This is a genomic window from Actinosynnema sp. ALI-1.44 (assembly GCF_001984155.1).
In the GTDB taxonomy this organism is placed as follows: domain Bacteria; phylum Actinomycetota; class Actinomycetes; order Mycobacteriales; family Pseudonocardiaceae; genus Kibdelosporangium.
The window spans coordinates 1-16224 of the sequence record NZ_MTQO01000048.1; the positions used below are offsets into that span (position 1 = coordinate 1).

Consider the following 16224-nt stretch of genomic DNA (forward strand, 5'->3'; position numbering starts at 1 on the left):
CCCGATCGTCAGCGTGCAGAATCGCTACAACCTCTCCGACCGGCGCTCCGAGGACGTGCTGGAGTACTGCGAACAGCACGGGATCGCGTTCATCCCATGGCTGCCGATCAAACCCTCGGTTCACGAGGCAGCCCTGACCGAACTCGCCGATCGGATCGGAGCCACCCGGGTTCAACTCGCGCTGGCCTGGTTGCTGCACCGCTCGCCGGTGATCCTGCCGATCCCCGGCACGTCCTCCCGCGTCCACCTCGAGGAGAACCTCCGCGCCGCCAGTCTCAAGCTGTCCGATGTGGACCTCAAAAGCCTCGGCTGAAAGCAAGACCTTCGGCCGAAACCACTCGGCCGGCACACCGACAAACCCCTGATGGGTGCGGGGTGGAGCCGAATTGGGAACGCTCCCCTCGCACCCGCTGTGGGACAACCCGAAAGTCCGCCCGCTTGGGAAGTCGAGCCGGGTGATCACCGAATCGGGCTGGCCGTAACCTACCGACATGACTCAAGAAAGAGGCTTTCGGGTTGAGGCGAAGGCTGGGCAGCGGATGCAGGCTTAACCGAAGTGGTGCAGCCATGGGGCACTGCGACACACCGCCGTCCCGTGAAGGCACGACGCGTGGCAGCGCCTCGGCGGTCTGGGAATAGGGCTCGAACCAGCGGCTGGTCGCTACTTCCGCTTCGTGCCGGTGTGCGCGGCGTCGAAGGCCTCGATCACCGTGCTGGGGATGCGTCCGCGGTCGAGAGATCATAGCCGTTCTGGCGGGCCCAGTCCCGAATCGCCTTGGTCTGCTCCCGGCCACCACTGGTCGTGGGCGTGCACCCCAGCCAATCGGGGGAATCGTCTGGATGTGCGGGGACTTCGCCCAGGCCCGTGCGGCACCGTGCCCCACATCGGGCCTTGCGCGGAGTGCCGATGTGGGTGAGGACGTGGCGGGCAGGTTCGGTCATCGGGGCGAACAAGCGCGCAAGGAACCGTGGCCCCAACAAGATCTCGTGCTCGCCGTCCTGCGGCCCGATGACACCCTCGTGGTGTGCAAGATCATCCACCTCGGCAAGTCCTTCGCCCACCTCGCCGAACCCCTCACAGATCGTTCTTGTTCTCGACACGCTCGTCGACACTCGACGGCAGCGCGCCTCCGAGAACACCCGGGCCGGACTGGCCACATCGCGCCATCGCGGCGCGGGCAAATCTCAACGCCCAGAAGCCCTGGCCCCGCAGAAGTCACCTATATCGAGAACTACTCGACCAGCCCAGCAACACCATCGTCTCAATCGCAGCTCTCTTCGGAGTCAGCCGAGGAACGATCTACCGCAACGTCATCGTACGCCATGAAACGCTGAAACCTCAGCCCCACAAAGCTCTGAAAGTCACACATAGTCCCAGCCTCAACGGTACGCACGCAACAACAGATCAAGGACGCGTCACCGCGCGGTCATGGCCTTGACATGCCCTATGAGCTGCCCGGCATTCTCGGTAAGGCCCGTGATTGTGAGCTTTCCGCCTCCGGCAAGGTGGACAGTGCAGTTGATGTCACCACCAGCCCACCGAGCGAGGGCAGTGTTCTTACCGTCCCTGACCACAACACGGTCGACGTCCGCCCATGGAATGCTTTGGGAGCGGCCGATTCGCGAATACCGCAGACCGTTGTCGTGTAACTCGAAGACCTCGCCGCGGCAGGTGAGGAACCAGATACCGATCCAGGCGCCCATCAGCACCATGCCGACGCCGAGACCCACCACAACGCTTGGCAACAGCAGAGGGTCAACACCGGTTGACGGGTTCATGCCGCTGACGTAGTCGACAAACAGCCAGAACACCACAGCAAACACGGTGCCGGGCACGCCGATCGACAACAGGACCATCGCGAACCACCCACGGCGCCGATTGTTGGTGGGATACGTTCCCCTCACGGCACCTAGTTCAACGCTCCCAGGCTCCTCACTCACTCGTGCGACCCTAGCCTTCCTGCCCGGGACCCCTCCCACTGAAAGAAGCAAGTCAGCCTGAGTGGATTTCACGACCGCGCACCTGCGCGACATCAACGCGTGGCACCGGTTCACGTGCGTCGGCCCATCAAGCGATGGACCGCCTGGTACGGCAGGTACCGAGGTCGGCGTGTTGTCGGTGCACACCCCGGACCTCGATGACGTCTTCTTGGCCCTCACCGGCCGCCCGACCACCCCGAAGGAAACGTCCGTTGAGCGACGCGGTGACCATGCTGCGGCTTCCTAGTCCATGTAGTCGACCATCAGCGAGTCGCCGCATCCGGGCAGGTAGGGCGAAGAGAACAAGTAGGTGTTGGCGATTCGTCCGTAACCGGCTCGGCGTCACCCACGAGTCGGCGAAGGTCCGCGCGGTGGCCGGGAAGCGGCCCTGAGCCGGGCGTCATGGTTTGGTGTTGAGGTGTTTTTCGAGTGCGTCGTGGTAGGCGAACAGGGCTGGTACGCCGCCGGAGTGCAGCACGAGGACCTGGTCGCGGTTGGTCCACCGTCCGGCGGCGTGATGACTGAGGCCGGTTCGCCGCCGTTGGTCCAGACAGGACCGATTTGCTCGAGGTGGTCGAACCCGGGGCGGGCGTTGAGCAGTCCGGCGCCGCGGGCTGACCGTACGGGCGGGACCGCGACGATGTCACCGAGGCTGGCGATTCCGCCGTCGTCGCGGCGCCGGGTGGCGATGTCGAACAGTGCCCGGCCGTCGATGTTGTCGGGCAGGTAGCGCGGCGGGCGCCGGGTCACCCACGTCAGGTCCGCCACCTCAGTGAGGTCCGCGGCGATCTGAGCGCCGGAATTGCCGCCGCCGCCGACCACCACTCGTTGCCCCCGGAACTCGTCGGGGTCGCGGTAGTCCACTGTGTGCAGTTGACGACCGGTGAAGCCGTCTCGGCCGCGGATCGCCGGGATGAACGACCGCCACCAGGTGCCGGTGGCGCTGATCACCGCGTCCGCCTGCCACGTTTGCTCGTGCTGGACCGCTACGCGAGGTCGACGGGAAGACCGGCTGCTACGCCGAGGGCACGCCGGTGCCGGTGGAGGGCGTGGTGCCCAAGGCATGGCGGGAGGCGGTGGTCGGCGTCCATCACCGCGGCGCATAGATCCGGCATTCATCGGTGGGAGTGTTCGGTGATTTCGGTGATCCACAGCCGGTCCGGGGCGTCCGCAGTGACCGGCATCTGACCAGGTCGGTGCTGGGGTTGCCCGGGCGGGTCGGCGATCGTGGTGCGGTGCCAGCGCGGCATCTGCGCGTGGTGGCGGACTTGACCCTAAGGTATCTAACAGTTAGGGTTCTAAGTGTTCGTCCGGTAGAGCGAGCACTCGACAGTGACCCGCCAGAATCCACCGAAGGAGTACAAGATGCATGCGAAGCAGCCGGGAATGGTGCTGAAGGTCAAGGCGAAGCCCGGCATGGGGGACGAACTGTTCAAGGCATGCCACGAGCTCCACTTCAACGGTGACCCGGACGGCCCGGTCGACTGGGTCCTCGCTCGCTCGGACGAAGACCCCGACCTCATGTGGGCCTTCGAGTTCTATCGCGACGACGCGTCGTTCGACCGCCACTACTCGAGTCCAGCGCTCCAGGAAGGACGGCTCGATGAAGGGCACCAACGGATCGCCGACCTCGTCGCCGACGGCTCCGAGGAATGGGGCGTCCGGACGCCGGTGCACATCGTCTCGTCCAGTTGAGGGTGCGAAGTATGGATGCGCGGGAAACGACACCGACCGGCAGCCTTGATCTGATGCGCTGGATCGTCTGGGCGCAGCGGAAAATCGGTGATGACTGGATCCGGGAGCGCGGGCTCAGTCATGAGCAGAGTGCCGTGCTCGTCTACCTGGTCCGGAACCCCGGTGTGATCCAGCGTGACATCGCCCAGATGAGCCGCACCAGCGCGGCGAGCGTATCCAGCCTCCTGCAGGGGCTCGAGCGCCGCGGTTTCGTCGAGCGGCGCACGGAGCCCGGCAACGAGCGCAGCAAACGCGTCTACGCGACACCGGCGGGAAGCGAACTGATCGCCGGGTTCGACACCGCGATGACCGGCGTCGAGGAGACGATCCTGGCCCCGCTGGACCAGGCGGAGCGGGCCACCCTGCGGGCCCTCCTCACGAAAATCGCCGCGGATCTGCCGCAGCCGACCCTGTCCTGACCCGACGCGTGGCCCCGCCGCGCATCCACACCACGTCCGCGCCGCGTCGGCGTGCACCCGATCCTGCCCGGAAGAGGACCATCATGAACCCTCCTCACGTCACCATCATCGGAGCCGGCCTCGGCGGCCTCACGCTCGCCCGCGTCCTGCACATTCACGGAATCCCGGCCACGATCTACGAAGCCGAGCCCGCGCCGACGGCCCGCACGCAGGGCGGGATGCTCGACATCCACGACTACAACGGGCAGCTCGCCATCGAGGCGGCCAGCCTGATGGACGAGTTCCGCGGCATCATCCTCCAGGGCCGCCAGGCCATGCGAATCCTCGCCCCCGACGGGACCGTCCTGCTCGACAAGGCCGACGACGGCAACGGCGGACGACCCGAAGTGCAGCGCGGTGACTTGCGCCAGATCCTGCTCGACTCACTCCCCGTCGGCGCCGTGCAGTGGGGCCGCAAGGCCGTCAGCACCCGTTCCCTGGGCGAGGAACACCACGAGGTGACCTTCGCCGATGGCGGCACCATCACCACGAGCCTGCTCGTCGGAGCAGACGGCGCATGGTCACGGGTGCGGCCGTTGCTCTCCGACGCCACACCCGAGTACACCGGTATGTCCTACGTCGAGACCTACCTGTTCGACGTCGACACTCGACACCCGGCTACCGCACAAGCCGTCGGCAGTGGCTCCATGGCCGCACCCGCGACGGGCGGCAAGGGGATCCAGGCGCACCGGGAAAAGGGCGAGACCATCCACACCTACGTCGTACTCCGCGAGCCGCAGGAGTGGTTCGACGCCATCGACTTCGCCGACAGCGCGGCCGCGGCCGCACGGATCGCGAAGGAGTTCGACGGGTGGGCACCCGAACTCACCGCACTGATCACCGACGGCGACGTCCCACCGCTTCTGCGCCCCATCTTCGCCCTGCCGCTCGGGCACAAGTGGGAGCGGGTGCCCGGGGTGACCCTGCTCGGCGACGCCGCCCACCTCCTGACGCCGAACGGCGAAGGCGCCAACAGCGCCATGTACGACGGCGCCGAACTCGGCAAGGCCATCGCCGCACACCCCGGCGACATCGAGACCGCCCTCACCCGGTACGAGGAAGCCATGTTCCCCCGCAGCGCGGAGTTCGGCTCCATCGGCGCGGAACTCCACAACCTCGACGACGACGCGGCCGCGGGCCTGATCAAGCTCTACACCGAGAACAGCAACTGAACGTCAGAGCTTCGAACACTGCCCGCAGCGACTGCCGAAGACTCGGCAGCTGCATCCGGGCAACTACATGGCGTTCACTGAGCCCTGGGACAGCGGCGAGTACGACACCTGAGCGTCGAGGGCACCGGGCGCGGTCACTTCACACCGATATCGATCATGAGATTAATCGGGAAGTGCGGTCAATTGGGTATCATTGGGACTGAAGACGAGGCTATTGATGCTGGTAGAGGCCATGTAGACGCTGGAATCTGGGATTCATAAACCGTGTGTCGCAGGTTCGATTCCTGCGGGGGGCACTCGTCTTTCACCGGGCGAAGAGCGGCTCCTGACCAGTGCAAACAGGTCAGGAGTCGTTTTCTACGCCGATCACCTAGTTGATCACCACGCGTGTTCGCGGGGCTACGCGTGGTGCGAACCGGGTCTACACTCGCCCCATGGGCACGTCGAAGGCAGCGCCCAGACGGCGTACACGCGGCGAGATCGAGACGCTGCTCCGGCGGCTCTCTCCGGGTGAAGGTCTATGCCGGTAACGACCCACTGACCGGTCGTCGGCACTACATCACCGAGACCGTTGCGGCAGGACCGAACGCCGAGAATGTTCGGTCCAGGCTGCTCAATCGAGTGGACGAACAACGTACTCCGCGAACCAAGGCGACCGTGAACCAACTCATGGATCGCTACTTGGAGCTTCCCGATGTCGACGTAACCACACGTAAGTCCTACGAAAGCCACATCCGGAATCACATCCGTCCGATGCTCGGCCACCTTCAGGTCGGCAAGCTGAATGGCGAAACGTTCGACTCATTCTATGCGGTGCTGCGCACCTGTCGCGCCCGTTGGGGCGGACGAACCTTCATCGAGCACCGGTCCCGCAAGCCCCATGAATGCACGGACAATGCATCCGCAGTGCACAACCAGTTAGGGCGTGGTCGAGAATGTCAAAGCACTGAACGGATGCCCCGACGGGCCGATGTCCTCCGTCCTGTACGGGCAGGCCAGGGCGTACGCCATTTCCGCAGCCGCCCTCTTGTCCGTCAGTAACTCGCGTTCGAATGTTGCTTCGAGCTCAATGAGGGACACAGGTCGACTGTCCATGCAAACGACTCACATATCTAAGTTGCGATCAGTAGGTCAACTTCTCCACGAGTGTCTCACAGGCGAACAACCCATCCTCGCCGAACCGCCATTACCCCTGATACATGAAGTCGTCCTTACGATTCCCGGAATCGCAAGATTCGGAGGTTCGCCTCGGCGTTCTGGGACCGCATGCAGCGCAACCAGCGGCTCTACGCCCTTTCGACAGGTTTGTGACAGTTACGCGACCGGATCGCACGAATCCGGCACCGATCCCCCGTGTCCGGATAGCTTGGCCTGGTGGCACGTGTGCTGTTGGTCGAGGATGACGAGGCGCTGGCCGAGGCTCTGTCGCTCGCGCTGCGGGGGCTTGGCCACGAGGTTCGTCAGGCGGACACCGGGGAACAGGCCCTGGGGGTGTTGTTCGGCGAGGTCGCCGAGGTGGACGTCGTGCTGCTCGACGTCATGCTCCCGGGCATCGACGGGTTCGAGGTGTGCCGTCGAATTCGGGGCAAGAGCATGGTTGCCGTCATATTGCTGACCGCGCGCGGGGACGCGGTGGACATCGTGGTCGGGCTTGAGTGCGGCGCCGACGACTACGTCGTCAAGCCCACCGAGCCGCGGGTCATCGACGCCAGGATGAAGGCGATCCTGCGCAGGTCGGCGTCCATTCCGCCGCCGAGCGACCCCGTGCTGCGGGTTGGTGACCTGAGCATCGACGGGGAGGCCATGACGGTGACCCGCGCGGGCGTCGAGCTGAACCTCACCGCCACCGAGTTGCGGCTCCTGGTGGAGTTCGCCGCGCACCCCGGGCAGGTGCTGAGCAGGCAGGTGCTGCTCAAACGCGTCTGGGAATACGGCTATGTCGGCGACACGCGGATCGTGGACGCCGCGGTCGCGCGGCTGCGGGCCAAGGTTGAGGTCGACCCCGCCAAACCCGCTTTGTTGCGCACGGTTCGCGGTATGGGTTACCGCCTGGTCAAACCATGAGGACGTGGGGGCTGCGGGCCAGGATCGTCACGGCCGTCGTGCTGGTCACGTTGACTGCGACGGTCTCGATGGCGTTCACGGCGTACAAGCTGCAGGAGACCGAGACCAAGGAACGGTTCTTCCTCGCGGCCAAGGCCGACTTCGCCACCGACATCCACCAGGCTCAGCGAGTCGCGCGGACCACGTTGGCCGCCGCGCCGCCGCTGCTGGCGGTGGGCGACTACATGTCGGGTGAGTTCGGGTCCACCTGGACCGCGATCAACCTCAGGCGCTCGGCGGAGCTGGCCAGAAGTGTCAGCGATGGGAGGATCAAGGTCGGCGGACCGGACTACGGCGTGGTGATCGGGTCGCGCTTCACCAACATCCCGAGCTCCGTGCTCGACGGGCCGTGGGCCACCCCGCGCGAGCAGGAGGTGGATTCCCATTACGTGATCAGCCAACTGATCGACGAACACACCCATGTGCTGCTGGTCGAGTACTACAACCTGCAGCCGTTGCGGGACGACTTGTCCTTGTTGCGCTGGCAGTTGGCGGCCATAGCCGGAGTCGTCGCCCTGCTCGGAGCCACCGGTGCCCTGGTCGCTGCCGGACGGATTCACCGGCCGGTCCGCCGGGTCGCGGAGGCGGCACAGCGCGTCGGCGACGGGACGTTCGACGTCCAGGTGCCGGTGCGTGGCCGTGACGACCTCGCGGATCTGGCGAAGTCGTTCAACTCGATGGCCACCCGGCTGCGGGAGAAGGACGAGCAGCAACGCCGGTTCGCCTCCGATGTCGCACACGACCTCCGCACGCCAGTGGCGTCCATGGTCGCGGCAGCCGACAGCCTCAAGAACGCCGATCCCTCGGTGCGGGATCGTTCCGCGGACCTGATCGGCACGCAGTCGCGGCGGTTGGCCAGGCTCGTCGAGGACCTGCTGGAGATGTCCAGATTCGACGCTGGTGTCGTCGCCATCGAACCCGATCGGGTCGAGGTTCCCGCGCTCATCGATGACGCCGTCGAACTGTCCGCACCGAACACTTCGGTAACGGTGACGTGCACGGGCGACACCGTGATCCAGGCAGATCCGCGCAGGTTGCACACGGTCGTCTGCAACCTGCTGGCCAACGCCGTGCACCACGGCGGCGAGCCGATCACCGTGACCGTCGACGGCACCCACCCGGACGTGGTGACGATCGAGGTCGCCGACTGCGGTCCCGGGATCCCGGCTGAGGTGCGGCCGATCCTGTTCGACCGGTTCACCCGTGCCGACTCCGCCCGCAGCCACTCCGAAGGCAGCGGGCTCGGCCTCGCGATCGCCAGGGAGAACGTGCTGCTGCACCACGGTTACATCTCCGCGGCCGACCGGGACGGTGCCGTGTTCACCATCACCCTGCCCCGTTGACCTGGCCGGCGCGCAGCGTCTCGCCGCAGGACCGGCGCGGCAGGTCGTTGATTCGCTGATCCACCACGGGCACTGCAAGTTCGGCGTAGTCCCGCGCAGCAGCCAGCTTGTCCATATCGGACACAGCGTCCTTGCGCACCCAGTCGTTGGCCTGCTTGTCCCGGTAGATCGGGTAGTAGTCGCGGTGGATCCGGGGATCGAGCGCCACCCCGGTTCCGCCGTTCCAGATCCCGTGCGACACGATGAAAGTCGGCTTCACCACGTCGAACAGGTAGTCGCGCATCCCGGCCTTGTCGTCTTCCCTGGTGTACTGGGCGATCGTGCTGTCGGCGAGACCGGCCATGTCGACGACGGTCAACCTGGTCGTCATCGCCAGGCCGCCGAGGTCCGGTGCGAGCAGGCTCGCCTGCTCCAGACCCAGGATGTCGGCGTACTGGTTGACCATCCGGCCGTACCGCTCGGCCACCTGGCACATGTGGAACGTCGGCCTATCGTGGAATTCCCTGGCGGCACCGGCGAATCCGACACCCGCGGTGAGCACCGCGACGAGGAGAACGGCCACGGTGACGACCCGCCGCCCGAGGTTGGTCACCGCTTTGGCCGCGGCGATCACACCGATCAGCGCCGACATCGCCCAGATCGGTGTGGCGAAACGGAACTGGGCCATCCAGTCCGGTTCCAGCGCGGCATAGGCCAGCACGGCCAATGACCACGTGACTGCCAGCGCGGGGAATCCACCGTTGAACCACTGTGGACGGCGCAACGACAGGTACACCAACCCGGCGAACACGGCCACCGCCGGGGTTCCCACGTAGAGGACCACCGGGTCCAGCCGCACCAGGTCGGTCGGCAGCGGAAAGCCCTGTTTCTTCGCCACGGCGGTGTTCGGTACGAAGATGCCGAAAGTCAGCAGGCGCCAGAGGAGATAGGACCCGAACGGCACCGCGAACGCGGCAAACGACAGCAAACCGAACTTCACCCCGCGCCGCAGGCACAGCGCCAGCACGGCCGGGTACGCCAACAGGTAGATCAGCCCGTCCGGTCGGGTCAGCGCGGCCAACGCGGCCAGGCTGCCCGCCAGGACAGCGACTTTCCGCGTATCCAGCCGGCGGTCGAGCAGTGCGTGGAACAGCAGCACGGCGAGTCCCACGACGGCGAGCGCGAACAGCGGGTTCTCCAGGCCGGAGAAGCACCAGATCACAAAGGACGGAACGGCCGCGAGCGCCGCGCCGATCAGCACCGTGATCAGTGCAGGACGGCTGGACACGCGACGCGCCACCGTGAAGCAGGCGGCAAGGATCCCGGCGCAGCACAAAGCGGCCATGGCCTTGGGGAAGACCACGTAGTCCGGGATCCCGAACAGAGTGCCACGGTCGAAGACGCCGAACAACCTGCCGAGCGCGAGCACGAACAGCCAGGCTGGGTTGGAGTAGCCCTCGACCGGCGCGGCACCGGGGTGGACGACCGGCCCGAGCCCTTCGACGAAACTGCGGGCGTAGGCGAACGTGATCGCCGCGTCGTCCACCAGCCAGCTGCCGTAGTAACTGGCATGCCAGGTAAGCAGTCCTGTTCCCGCGACGACGGCGAGCGCGCCGACCCGCCATGGCTTGCCTGTTTCCGGTGCTACCGCCGGTGTCTGCTCCAGCGTGGTCGATGACATGCCGCCAAGTTATGAACGACATGTCCGCGCCCCGCGTCTGTCACGTAACGGATTTCCGACGGTGTGTCACGGATGTGCCACGTTGTCGACCGCGCAGCTGTTACCGATGAATGCGAAGCAGCAAGCACCAACGTATGGGAGTGGACTAGCGGGTCGCCGGGGCCGCGGCACGGGCGGGTGTCGCTCCACTGTGGTCGGCACGACGGGCTGGGATGAAGGCGGCGACGACGGCCGCGGCGAGCGCGGTCGCGGCACCGATCACCATGATCAGGCGGAAACCGTTCTGCGACGGCACACTGACCGGTCCGAAGGAGATGGTCATGTGCGCCAGGATCACACCGGCGACCGCGCTGGAGATCGACGTGCCGATGGACCGCATCAACGAGTTGAGCCCGTTGGCCGCGGCCGTCTCCGACACCGGGACGGCGGACATGATGAGCGCGGGCATGGCGCCGTAAGCGAACCCGATGCCCGCACCGACCAAGGCGGAGATGAGCACCAGCTGCCAGATCGCCGACATCAGCACGATGCCGAGCGCGTAGCCGACCGCTACTATCGCGGAGCCGAGCATCAGCGTCACCCTGGGGCCGCGTGCACGCGACAGCCGTGCGGAGATCGGAGCGACGGCCATCATCACCAAGCCGGATGGCACGAGCACGAGCCCGGTGTTCAACATGGACTGCCCGAGGCCGTAACCGGTGGCCGTCGGCAGCTGCAGGATCTGCGGGAACGCCAAGGACACCACGAACATGGAGAAGGCGAGCACGACCGACGCGCCATTGGTCAGCAGCACCTGACGCCGTGCGGTCGTGCGCAGGTCGACCAGCGCGTCCCGGGTTCGCAACTCCCACCAGCCCCACACGACGAGGACGACGGCCGCGGCACCGAACAAGGAGAACGTCAGTCCCGACGGCCAGTCCGCGCCCTTGGAGATGGCGAGCAGCATGCAGATGAGCCCCACGGACAGGCCGGCCGCGCCGACGCCGTCGAACCTGCCACCTGTCCGCACGTTCGATTCCGGCACACACGCGAGGACCAGGGCGAAGACCACCGCACCGAGCCCGGCCGACGTCCAGAACAGCATGTGCCAGTTGGTGTTCTCGGCGAGGATGGCCGCGGCCGGGAGGCCGAGCGAACCGCCGACCCCGAGGGACGCGCTCATCACCGCCGTCGCCGAGCCGAGCCGCTCTGCGGGCAACTCGTCGCGCATGATGCTGATCCCCAAGGGGATCGCGGGAATCGCGGCACCTTGCAGCGCCCGGCCGACGACCAACGGGACCAGCGTGGACGCCAGCGCGGCGACCACGGAACCGGCGATCAGGATGGCCAGGCTGATCAGCAGCATGCGGCGTTTGCCGTACATGTCGCCGAGACGCCCGACCACGGGTGTCGCGACCGCGCCCGCGAGCAGCGTCGCCGTGATCGCCCACGAGGCGTCCGCGGCCGTCGCGCCGATCAGGCTGGGCAGGACCGGCAGCAGCGGGACCACCAGGGTCTGCATCACCGCGACCACCACGCCGCCGAGTGCCAGTACCGGCACGATGAGGTTCGGCCGTGGCCTCGTCACGGACAATTCAGACATGCGGAGCCTCCATACGCGGGGTACACTCGCCATCTTAAGTTAAGTCAGTCGACTGACTTAACTTTTAGTCGAGACGTTGGCCAAGACCTGACAAGCGGCGGTGATGGTGAGGACGTCACGGGCGGACGCGACCAGGGAACTGATCCTGACGGCAGCGGAGCGGCTCTTCGCCGAGAACGGCGTGTTCGCGGTGTCGAACCGGCAGGTCGGCGAGGCCGCCGCGCAGGGCAACAACACCGCCGTCGGCTACCACTTCGGCACCAAGGCCGACCTGGTCCGCGCCATCGCGCGCAAGCACTCCGCGCAGATCGAGGAGATCCGCCAGCGAATGGTCGCGGACCTCGGCGACACCCCGGACCTACGGGCGTGGCTGACCTGCCTGATCCAGCCGACCACCGAGCACCTCGCCGAACTGGGCATCCCGACGTGGTTCGCCCGGTTCCACGCGCAGGCGATGACCGAGCCCTCGCTGCGGGAGATCGTCGTCGAGGAATGCCTCTCGTCGCCGTCGCTCGTCCGGATCAGTGCCGGGATCCGGCAGTGCCTGCCCGACCTGCCCGACGACGTCCGCGCCGAGCGCAGGGACATGGCCAGGCTGCTGATGGTGCACATGGTCGCCGAGCGGGAACGAGCACTGGCCGAAGACGCGCCGACGCCGCGCACCACGTGGCAGGACACAGCGGACGGTTTGGTCGACGCGCTGGTCGGCCTATGGCTGGCGCCGGTCACAACAGCCATTAAAGTGCCCGCGTGCAATGGTTGATCGCGCTGGTCCCCGCCGCGTTCTTCGTCCGTGGCTTCCGGCGTGACCGGCGTCGGGTGTCCAACGCGATGTGGCTCGGCATCACGCTGGTCGTCTCGGCGACACTCAGCACGTCACCGCTCGCCGGGTACGCGTTCGCGCTGCTGATGCTCGGCCTCGGGGTGCTGCTGCCGATCGGGTTGATCTTCAACGGCCTGGAGATGCTGCGCCGGGAGAGCAGGAGCCTGGGCAACCTGCTGTCGTTCATCACCGGGCTGGCGATCGTCGCGCTCGACATCACGTTCGTCCTCGGCGTCGGCACCGGCAGCAGCGTGCTGATCTCCGCGCTCGGGCTCGGCGTGATCGCGGCCGGGTACGTCGGCTTCTTCTGCGCGAGCATCCTGCTGTACTCAGGGTTGTACTCGATCACGTTGCGCGGCAAGGATTTCTCCGCGTTGATCGTGCTCGGTGCACGGGTGATCGGCGATCGCGTGCCGAAGCTGCTGGCCACCCGGCTCGACCGCGGCGCGCGGATCTACCTCACGCAGCAGGCCAAGCCGACGCTGGTCGTCTCCGGCGGCCAGGGCGACGACGAGGTGACGTCCGAGGCCGCGGCCATGCGCAAGTACCTCATCCACATAGGAATCCCGGACACCGCGATCCTGGCCGAGGACAAGTCGACGACGACCGAGGAGAACCTCAGGTTCAGCGCGGAGCTGTTGGCGCGCCACAACACGGGCGGGTCGATCGCGGCGGTCACCAACAACTACCACGCGTTCCGCGCGGCCGTCATCGCACGCAGACTGGGCCTGCCGTTCGACGCGGTCGGCGCGCCGACCGCCAGCTACTACCTGCCCAGCGCCTTCCTGCGGGAGTGCATCGCGCTGCTGCGGGAGAACAAGATCGCGCACGCGTTGATCTGCGGCTCGATCATCGGCCTGTACCTTTTGATGCTCTACATGGCTTAACGTGTGCCCCGTGAGCGGGGGAACGAGCGCCAAGCGCCGAACACTGATCTGGGTCGCTGCCGCTGTCGTCGCACTGGGTGTGGCGGCGACGGTCGTCCTCATGACGCGATCGGGAGGCTCGAGCGACGCTGCTGACCAGTCCGATCGAGGCGCCGAGCAGCGAGCGCAAGAATTCCTCAAGGGCGATGGTGCACTCTTGCTGACCATGCACGAGGTCGCGCAGGCCGTCGCCACGGGGGCGGTCGACTGCCCCACCGCCACCGCGCGGCTGGACCGCGAGGCCCCGCCCGGCAAGGCGGGTGCGGCGGCGGCGTCGATCGCGGACGGCGAGCTGGAGGCATACATGTCCGAGGAGCGCGAGGCCCTCGGCCTGACGCTGGCGGCGTGCGAGAAGGACCCGAACCTCGACGAGGCGGTCCGGAAGGTACAGTCCCGGCTGGACGCGCTCGGGATACGCCGGTGATCCGCGCGCTGGCGGCCGCGGTACTGCTGCTGGCCATGATCCCCGGCAACGCGGTCGCCGAACAACCGCGGGGACGCGCGTGGCTGGCGCTGGGCGACTCGTACTCGTCCGGTGAGGGCATCTTCAACACGCCGCCCGCGTTCAGCACGCAGTTCGACAAGGAATGCATGCGCGCACATGGCAACGGCGTGCAGCAGACCGCCTGGGGCGCGGGGGCGTACCAGCAGGTACGCGACAAGTTCGGGATGACGACGCAGCGGTTCGTCGCCTGCACCGGTGCCATCATCGACGATGTCCCCAAGGAACTCGCGGAGGCACGCGAGTCGGAACAGGCCGAGGGCACCGGCCGGACCAAGTGGGACGTGGTGTCGTTCAGCTTCGGCGGCAACAACATCAAGTTCTCGGAAGTGATCTTCGGGTGCCTCAACTTCCGGTTGGAGTCGTGGCAGGGCTACAAGCCGACCGGCTGCGTGGAGACCGAGGAGCAGATGCGCAGGCGGGTCGACATGCTCGTCGGCCAGACCCCGATCGTCGCGAGCGAGTACGCGGGCCAGAAGACCCTGCCCAGCCTGTTCGACGACCTGGTTGACGTGGTCGTCCCCGGCGGGGACGTCGTCGTGCTCGGCTACCCGAACGTGATCGAGGACCCGGCGCGCTGGTCGCGGTTCCGCAAGTTCTGCGCCGGGGTGAAGAAGTCCGACGTGCCGATGCTCAGGAACACCGGCAGCTACCTCAACGAGCAGATCCGCAACGCCGTGGCCGCCGCGAACTTCCGGCACCCCGGCATCAAGTTCCACTTCATCGACATCGCGCACAACCCCTACGAACTGGACGACAAACCGGAGAACCGGCACGCCCGGTGCACGAAGGAGGACTGGATCAACGGCGTCCAGTTCGACGTCGGCCAGTCGGGCCACAAGTACTACATGAACAGGTCGTTCCACCCGAACCAGAAAGGACACACCGCGACGGCGGCGGTCGTCGCGAACCACGTACGCGACAACGTGACCTTCGACGACGTGCCACGCACGGATCCCAACTCGGTCGTCGCGGCCTACCTCACCGAGTCGGAACAGCTCAACCTCGTCACCGGCGACGGCAGAACGCAGCCCCTGCCTGGCATCCGCGCGTCGCGCGGCTCGTCGGTAGTCGCGTTCAGCCGTGACGGCAAGTGGCTCGGCGTGAACAACGCCAAGCAGATCACGTTCGTGAACACCGCGAACCCGGCGCAGCGGAGAACTGTGTCCTGTGACTGCTGGGGAATCGCGTTCGACGGGGACAACCACGCGGCCTCGTTGAGCCGCAAGGGTGAGATCGTCGTCTACGACCCGGCGAAGGGTGACCAGCCCATCCGGACCGTCTCGTTGGATTCGGAAATTGACCGCGACCACGAGTCCCGCGCGGCACAGGTCGTCCTGGTCGCGGCGGGCGCGGGTACTTATGTGCTGAAGGAGCCGGAGTCCGGGCGGCTGCTGGTCGCCGACAGCAGCGGCGCCATGATGAACGTGACGAACACCGACCCGCCGGACTATCCCGGTCTGGTCGCGGTCTCCGCCGACGGCACACGCATCGCCTACGCGACCGGGAACGACTGCGGCCAGAAAGGCCCGAAGATCACGGTGATCCGTGACATCAGCTTCGTGCCGCCCGTCTCACACCGGTCCAGCGTGTACAACCCGGACGGTGACTCGGCGCGTGGGACCTTCTCGTCGTTGGCCTTCGACGGCGACTCCCTGCTGGCGGGCTGGAGCACCAACGCCACCGGCGAGTACGGGGCATGCGGTACCCGGGGCGCGGGCGGGGTGTGGCTGACGTCCGTACCTGCGCCCGGTTCGGAAAGCCAACCCGGGTCGTGGTTCCAGGTCCGCAAGGACGCGGGGCACGCGTACCGCGGCCTGTACACGACGCCGACGAGCCAGACGAAGGACCAGTGGGACCTCACCGACGGGACACGGACGCTCGGCCGGAACGCGGTCGAGATCTGGTTCCGGCCGTGACGGCAGCCGCGTTGAAGTGACC

General features: G+C 66.7%; 17 protein-coding genes. 12 read left to right on the top strand and 5 right to left on the bottom strand.

The window, feature by feature from the left end; all coding sequences use genetic code 11:
- Positions 1-313 (top strand): aldo/keto reductase (locus ALI144C_RS27510; protein WP_193441232.1); only part of this gene is annotated, 313 nt, incomplete at its 5' end.
- 392 nt (positions 314-705) lie between these two features.
- Here the strand turns inward: ALI144C_RS27510 and ALI144C_RS59170 are convergent.
- Positions 706-942 carry an Lsr2 family DNA-binding protein gene (locus ALI144C_RS59170; RefSeq protein WP_441297579.1) on the bottom strand — a complete coding sequence of 79 codons (237 nt, stop codon included), beginning with the start codon at positions 940-942 and terminating at the stop codon, positions 706-708.
- A 474-nt stretch (positions 943-1416) separates the two neighbouring features.
- Positions 1417-1857 carry a hypothetical protein gene (locus tag ALI144C_RS27520; protein WP_083753441.1) on the bottom strand — a complete coding sequence of 147 codons (441 nt, stop codon included), beginning with the start codon at positions 1855-1857 and terminating at the stop codon, positions 1417-1419.
- A gap of 145 nt (positions 1858-2002) precedes the next feature.
- On the opposite strand from ALI144C_RS27520, the gene ALI144C_RS56835 reads away from it, so the two are divergent.
- Positions 2003-2227, top strand: a complete 225-nt coding sequence (locus ALI144C_RS56835) for a hypothetical protein (RefSeq protein WP_076990100.1) — start codon at positions 2003-2005, stop codon at positions 2225-2227.
- Positions 2228-2322: 95 nt separating this feature from the next.
- Here the strand turns inward: ALI144C_RS56835 and ALI144C_RS54705 are convergent, their stop codons facing one another.
- Positions 2323-3099, bottom strand: coding sequence for an NAD(P)-binding domain-containing protein (locus ALI144C_RS54705; RefSeq protein ID WP_143230907.1), 777 nt, complete (start codon positions 3097-3099; stop codon positions 2323-2325).
- Between the two features lie 246 nt (positions 3100-3345).
- On the opposite strand from ALI144C_RS54705, the gene ALI144C_RS27535 reads away from it, so the two are divergent.
- From ALI144C_RS27535 to ALI144C_RS27560, 6 genes are all read left to right on the top strand, one after another.
- Positions 3346-3675, top strand: coding sequence for a putative quinol monooxygenase (locus ALI144C_RS27535; RefSeq protein ID WP_076990485.1), 330 nt, complete (start codon positions 3346-3348; stop codon positions 3673-3675).
- A gap of 53 nt (positions 3676-3728) precedes the next feature.
- Positions 3729-4133: a MarR family winged helix-turn-helix transcriptional regulator gene (locus ALI144C_RS27540; RefSeq protein ID WP_193441233.1), complete on the top strand. Its 405-nt coding sequence runs from the start codon at positions 3729-3731 to the stop codon at positions 4131-4133.
- Positions 4134-4216: 83 nt separating this feature from the next.
- The gene (locus ALI144C_RS27545) at positions 4217-5344 is read left to right on the top strand and encodes an FAD-dependent oxidoreductase (protein ID WP_076990103.1); all 1128 of its coding nucleotides are present in this window, start codon (positions 4217-4219) and stop codon (positions 5342-5344) included.
- Between the two features lie 510 nt (positions 5345-5854).
- A complete protein-coding gene (locus tag ALI144C_RS27550; RefSeq protein ID WP_083753442.1) occupies positions 5855-6385 on the top strand; it encodes a hypothetical protein in 531 nt (176 codons plus the stop codon).
- Positions 6386-6718: 333 nt separating this feature from the next.
- The gene (locus tag ALI144C_RS27555) at positions 6719-7408 is read left to right on the top strand and encodes a response regulator transcription factor (protein WP_076990105.1); all 690 of its coding nucleotides are present in this window, start codon (positions 6719-6721) and stop codon (positions 7406-7408) included.
- The gene (locus tag ALI144C_RS27560) at positions 7405-8790 is read left to right on the top strand and encodes a sensor histidine kinase (protein ID WP_076990106.1); all 1386 of its coding nucleotides are present in this window, start codon (positions 7405-7407) and stop codon (positions 8788-8790) included. Before ALI144C_RS27555 ends, ALI144C_RS27560 begins: the two co-directional genes overlap by 4 nt.
- On the opposite strand, the gene ALI144C_RS27565 is transcribed toward ALI144C_RS27560, so the two are convergent.
- Both ALI144C_RS27565 and ALI144C_RS27570 read right to left on the bottom strand, forming a co-directional pair.
- The gene (locus ALI144C_RS27565) at positions 8774-10450 is read right to left on the bottom strand and encodes a hypothetical protein (protein ID WP_083753443.1); all 1677 of its coding nucleotides are present in this window, start codon (positions 10448-10450) and stop codon (positions 8774-8776) included. The genes ALI144C_RS27560 and ALI144C_RS27565 overlap by 17 nt on opposite strands.
- Positions 10451-10595: 145 nt before the next feature.
- Entirely contained in the window at positions 10596-12032 is a 1437-nt protein-coding gene (locus tag ALI144C_RS27570) for an MFS transporter (protein ID WP_076990107.1), read from the bottom strand.
- A gap of 103 nt (positions 12033-12135) precedes the next feature.
- Between ALI144C_RS27570 and ALI144C_RS27575 the strand changes: the two genes are divergently transcribed.
- The 4 genes from ALI144C_RS27575 to ALI144C_RS27590 are packed head-to-tail and all read left to right on the top strand — an operon-like array spanning position 12136 to position 16202.
- Positions 12136-12795, top strand: coding sequence for a TetR/AcrR family transcriptional regulator (locus tag ALI144C_RS27575; protein WP_076990108.1), 660 nt, complete (start codon positions 12136-12138; stop codon positions 12793-12795).
- Positions 12783-13742, top strand: coding sequence for a YdcF family protein (locus tag ALI144C_RS27580; protein ID WP_076990109.1), 960 nt, complete (start codon positions 12783-12785; stop codon positions 13740-13742). Before ALI144C_RS27575 ends, ALI144C_RS27580 begins: the two co-directional genes overlap by 13 nt.
- A gap of 10 nt (positions 13743-13752) precedes the next feature.
- Positions 13753-14205, top strand: coding sequence for a hypothetical protein (locus ALI144C_RS27585; RefSeq protein ID WP_076990110.1), 453 nt, complete (start codon positions 13753-13755; stop codon positions 14203-14205).
- Positions 14202-16202 carry a GDSL-type esterase/lipase family protein gene (locus ALI144C_RS27590; protein WP_076990111.1) on the top strand — a complete coding sequence of 667 codons (2001 nt, stop codon included), beginning with the start codon at positions 14202-14204 and terminating at the stop codon, positions 16200-16202. Before ALI144C_RS27585 ends, ALI144C_RS27590 begins: the two co-directional genes overlap by 4 nt.
- The last annotated feature ends 22 nt before the right edge of the window (positions 16203-16224 follow it).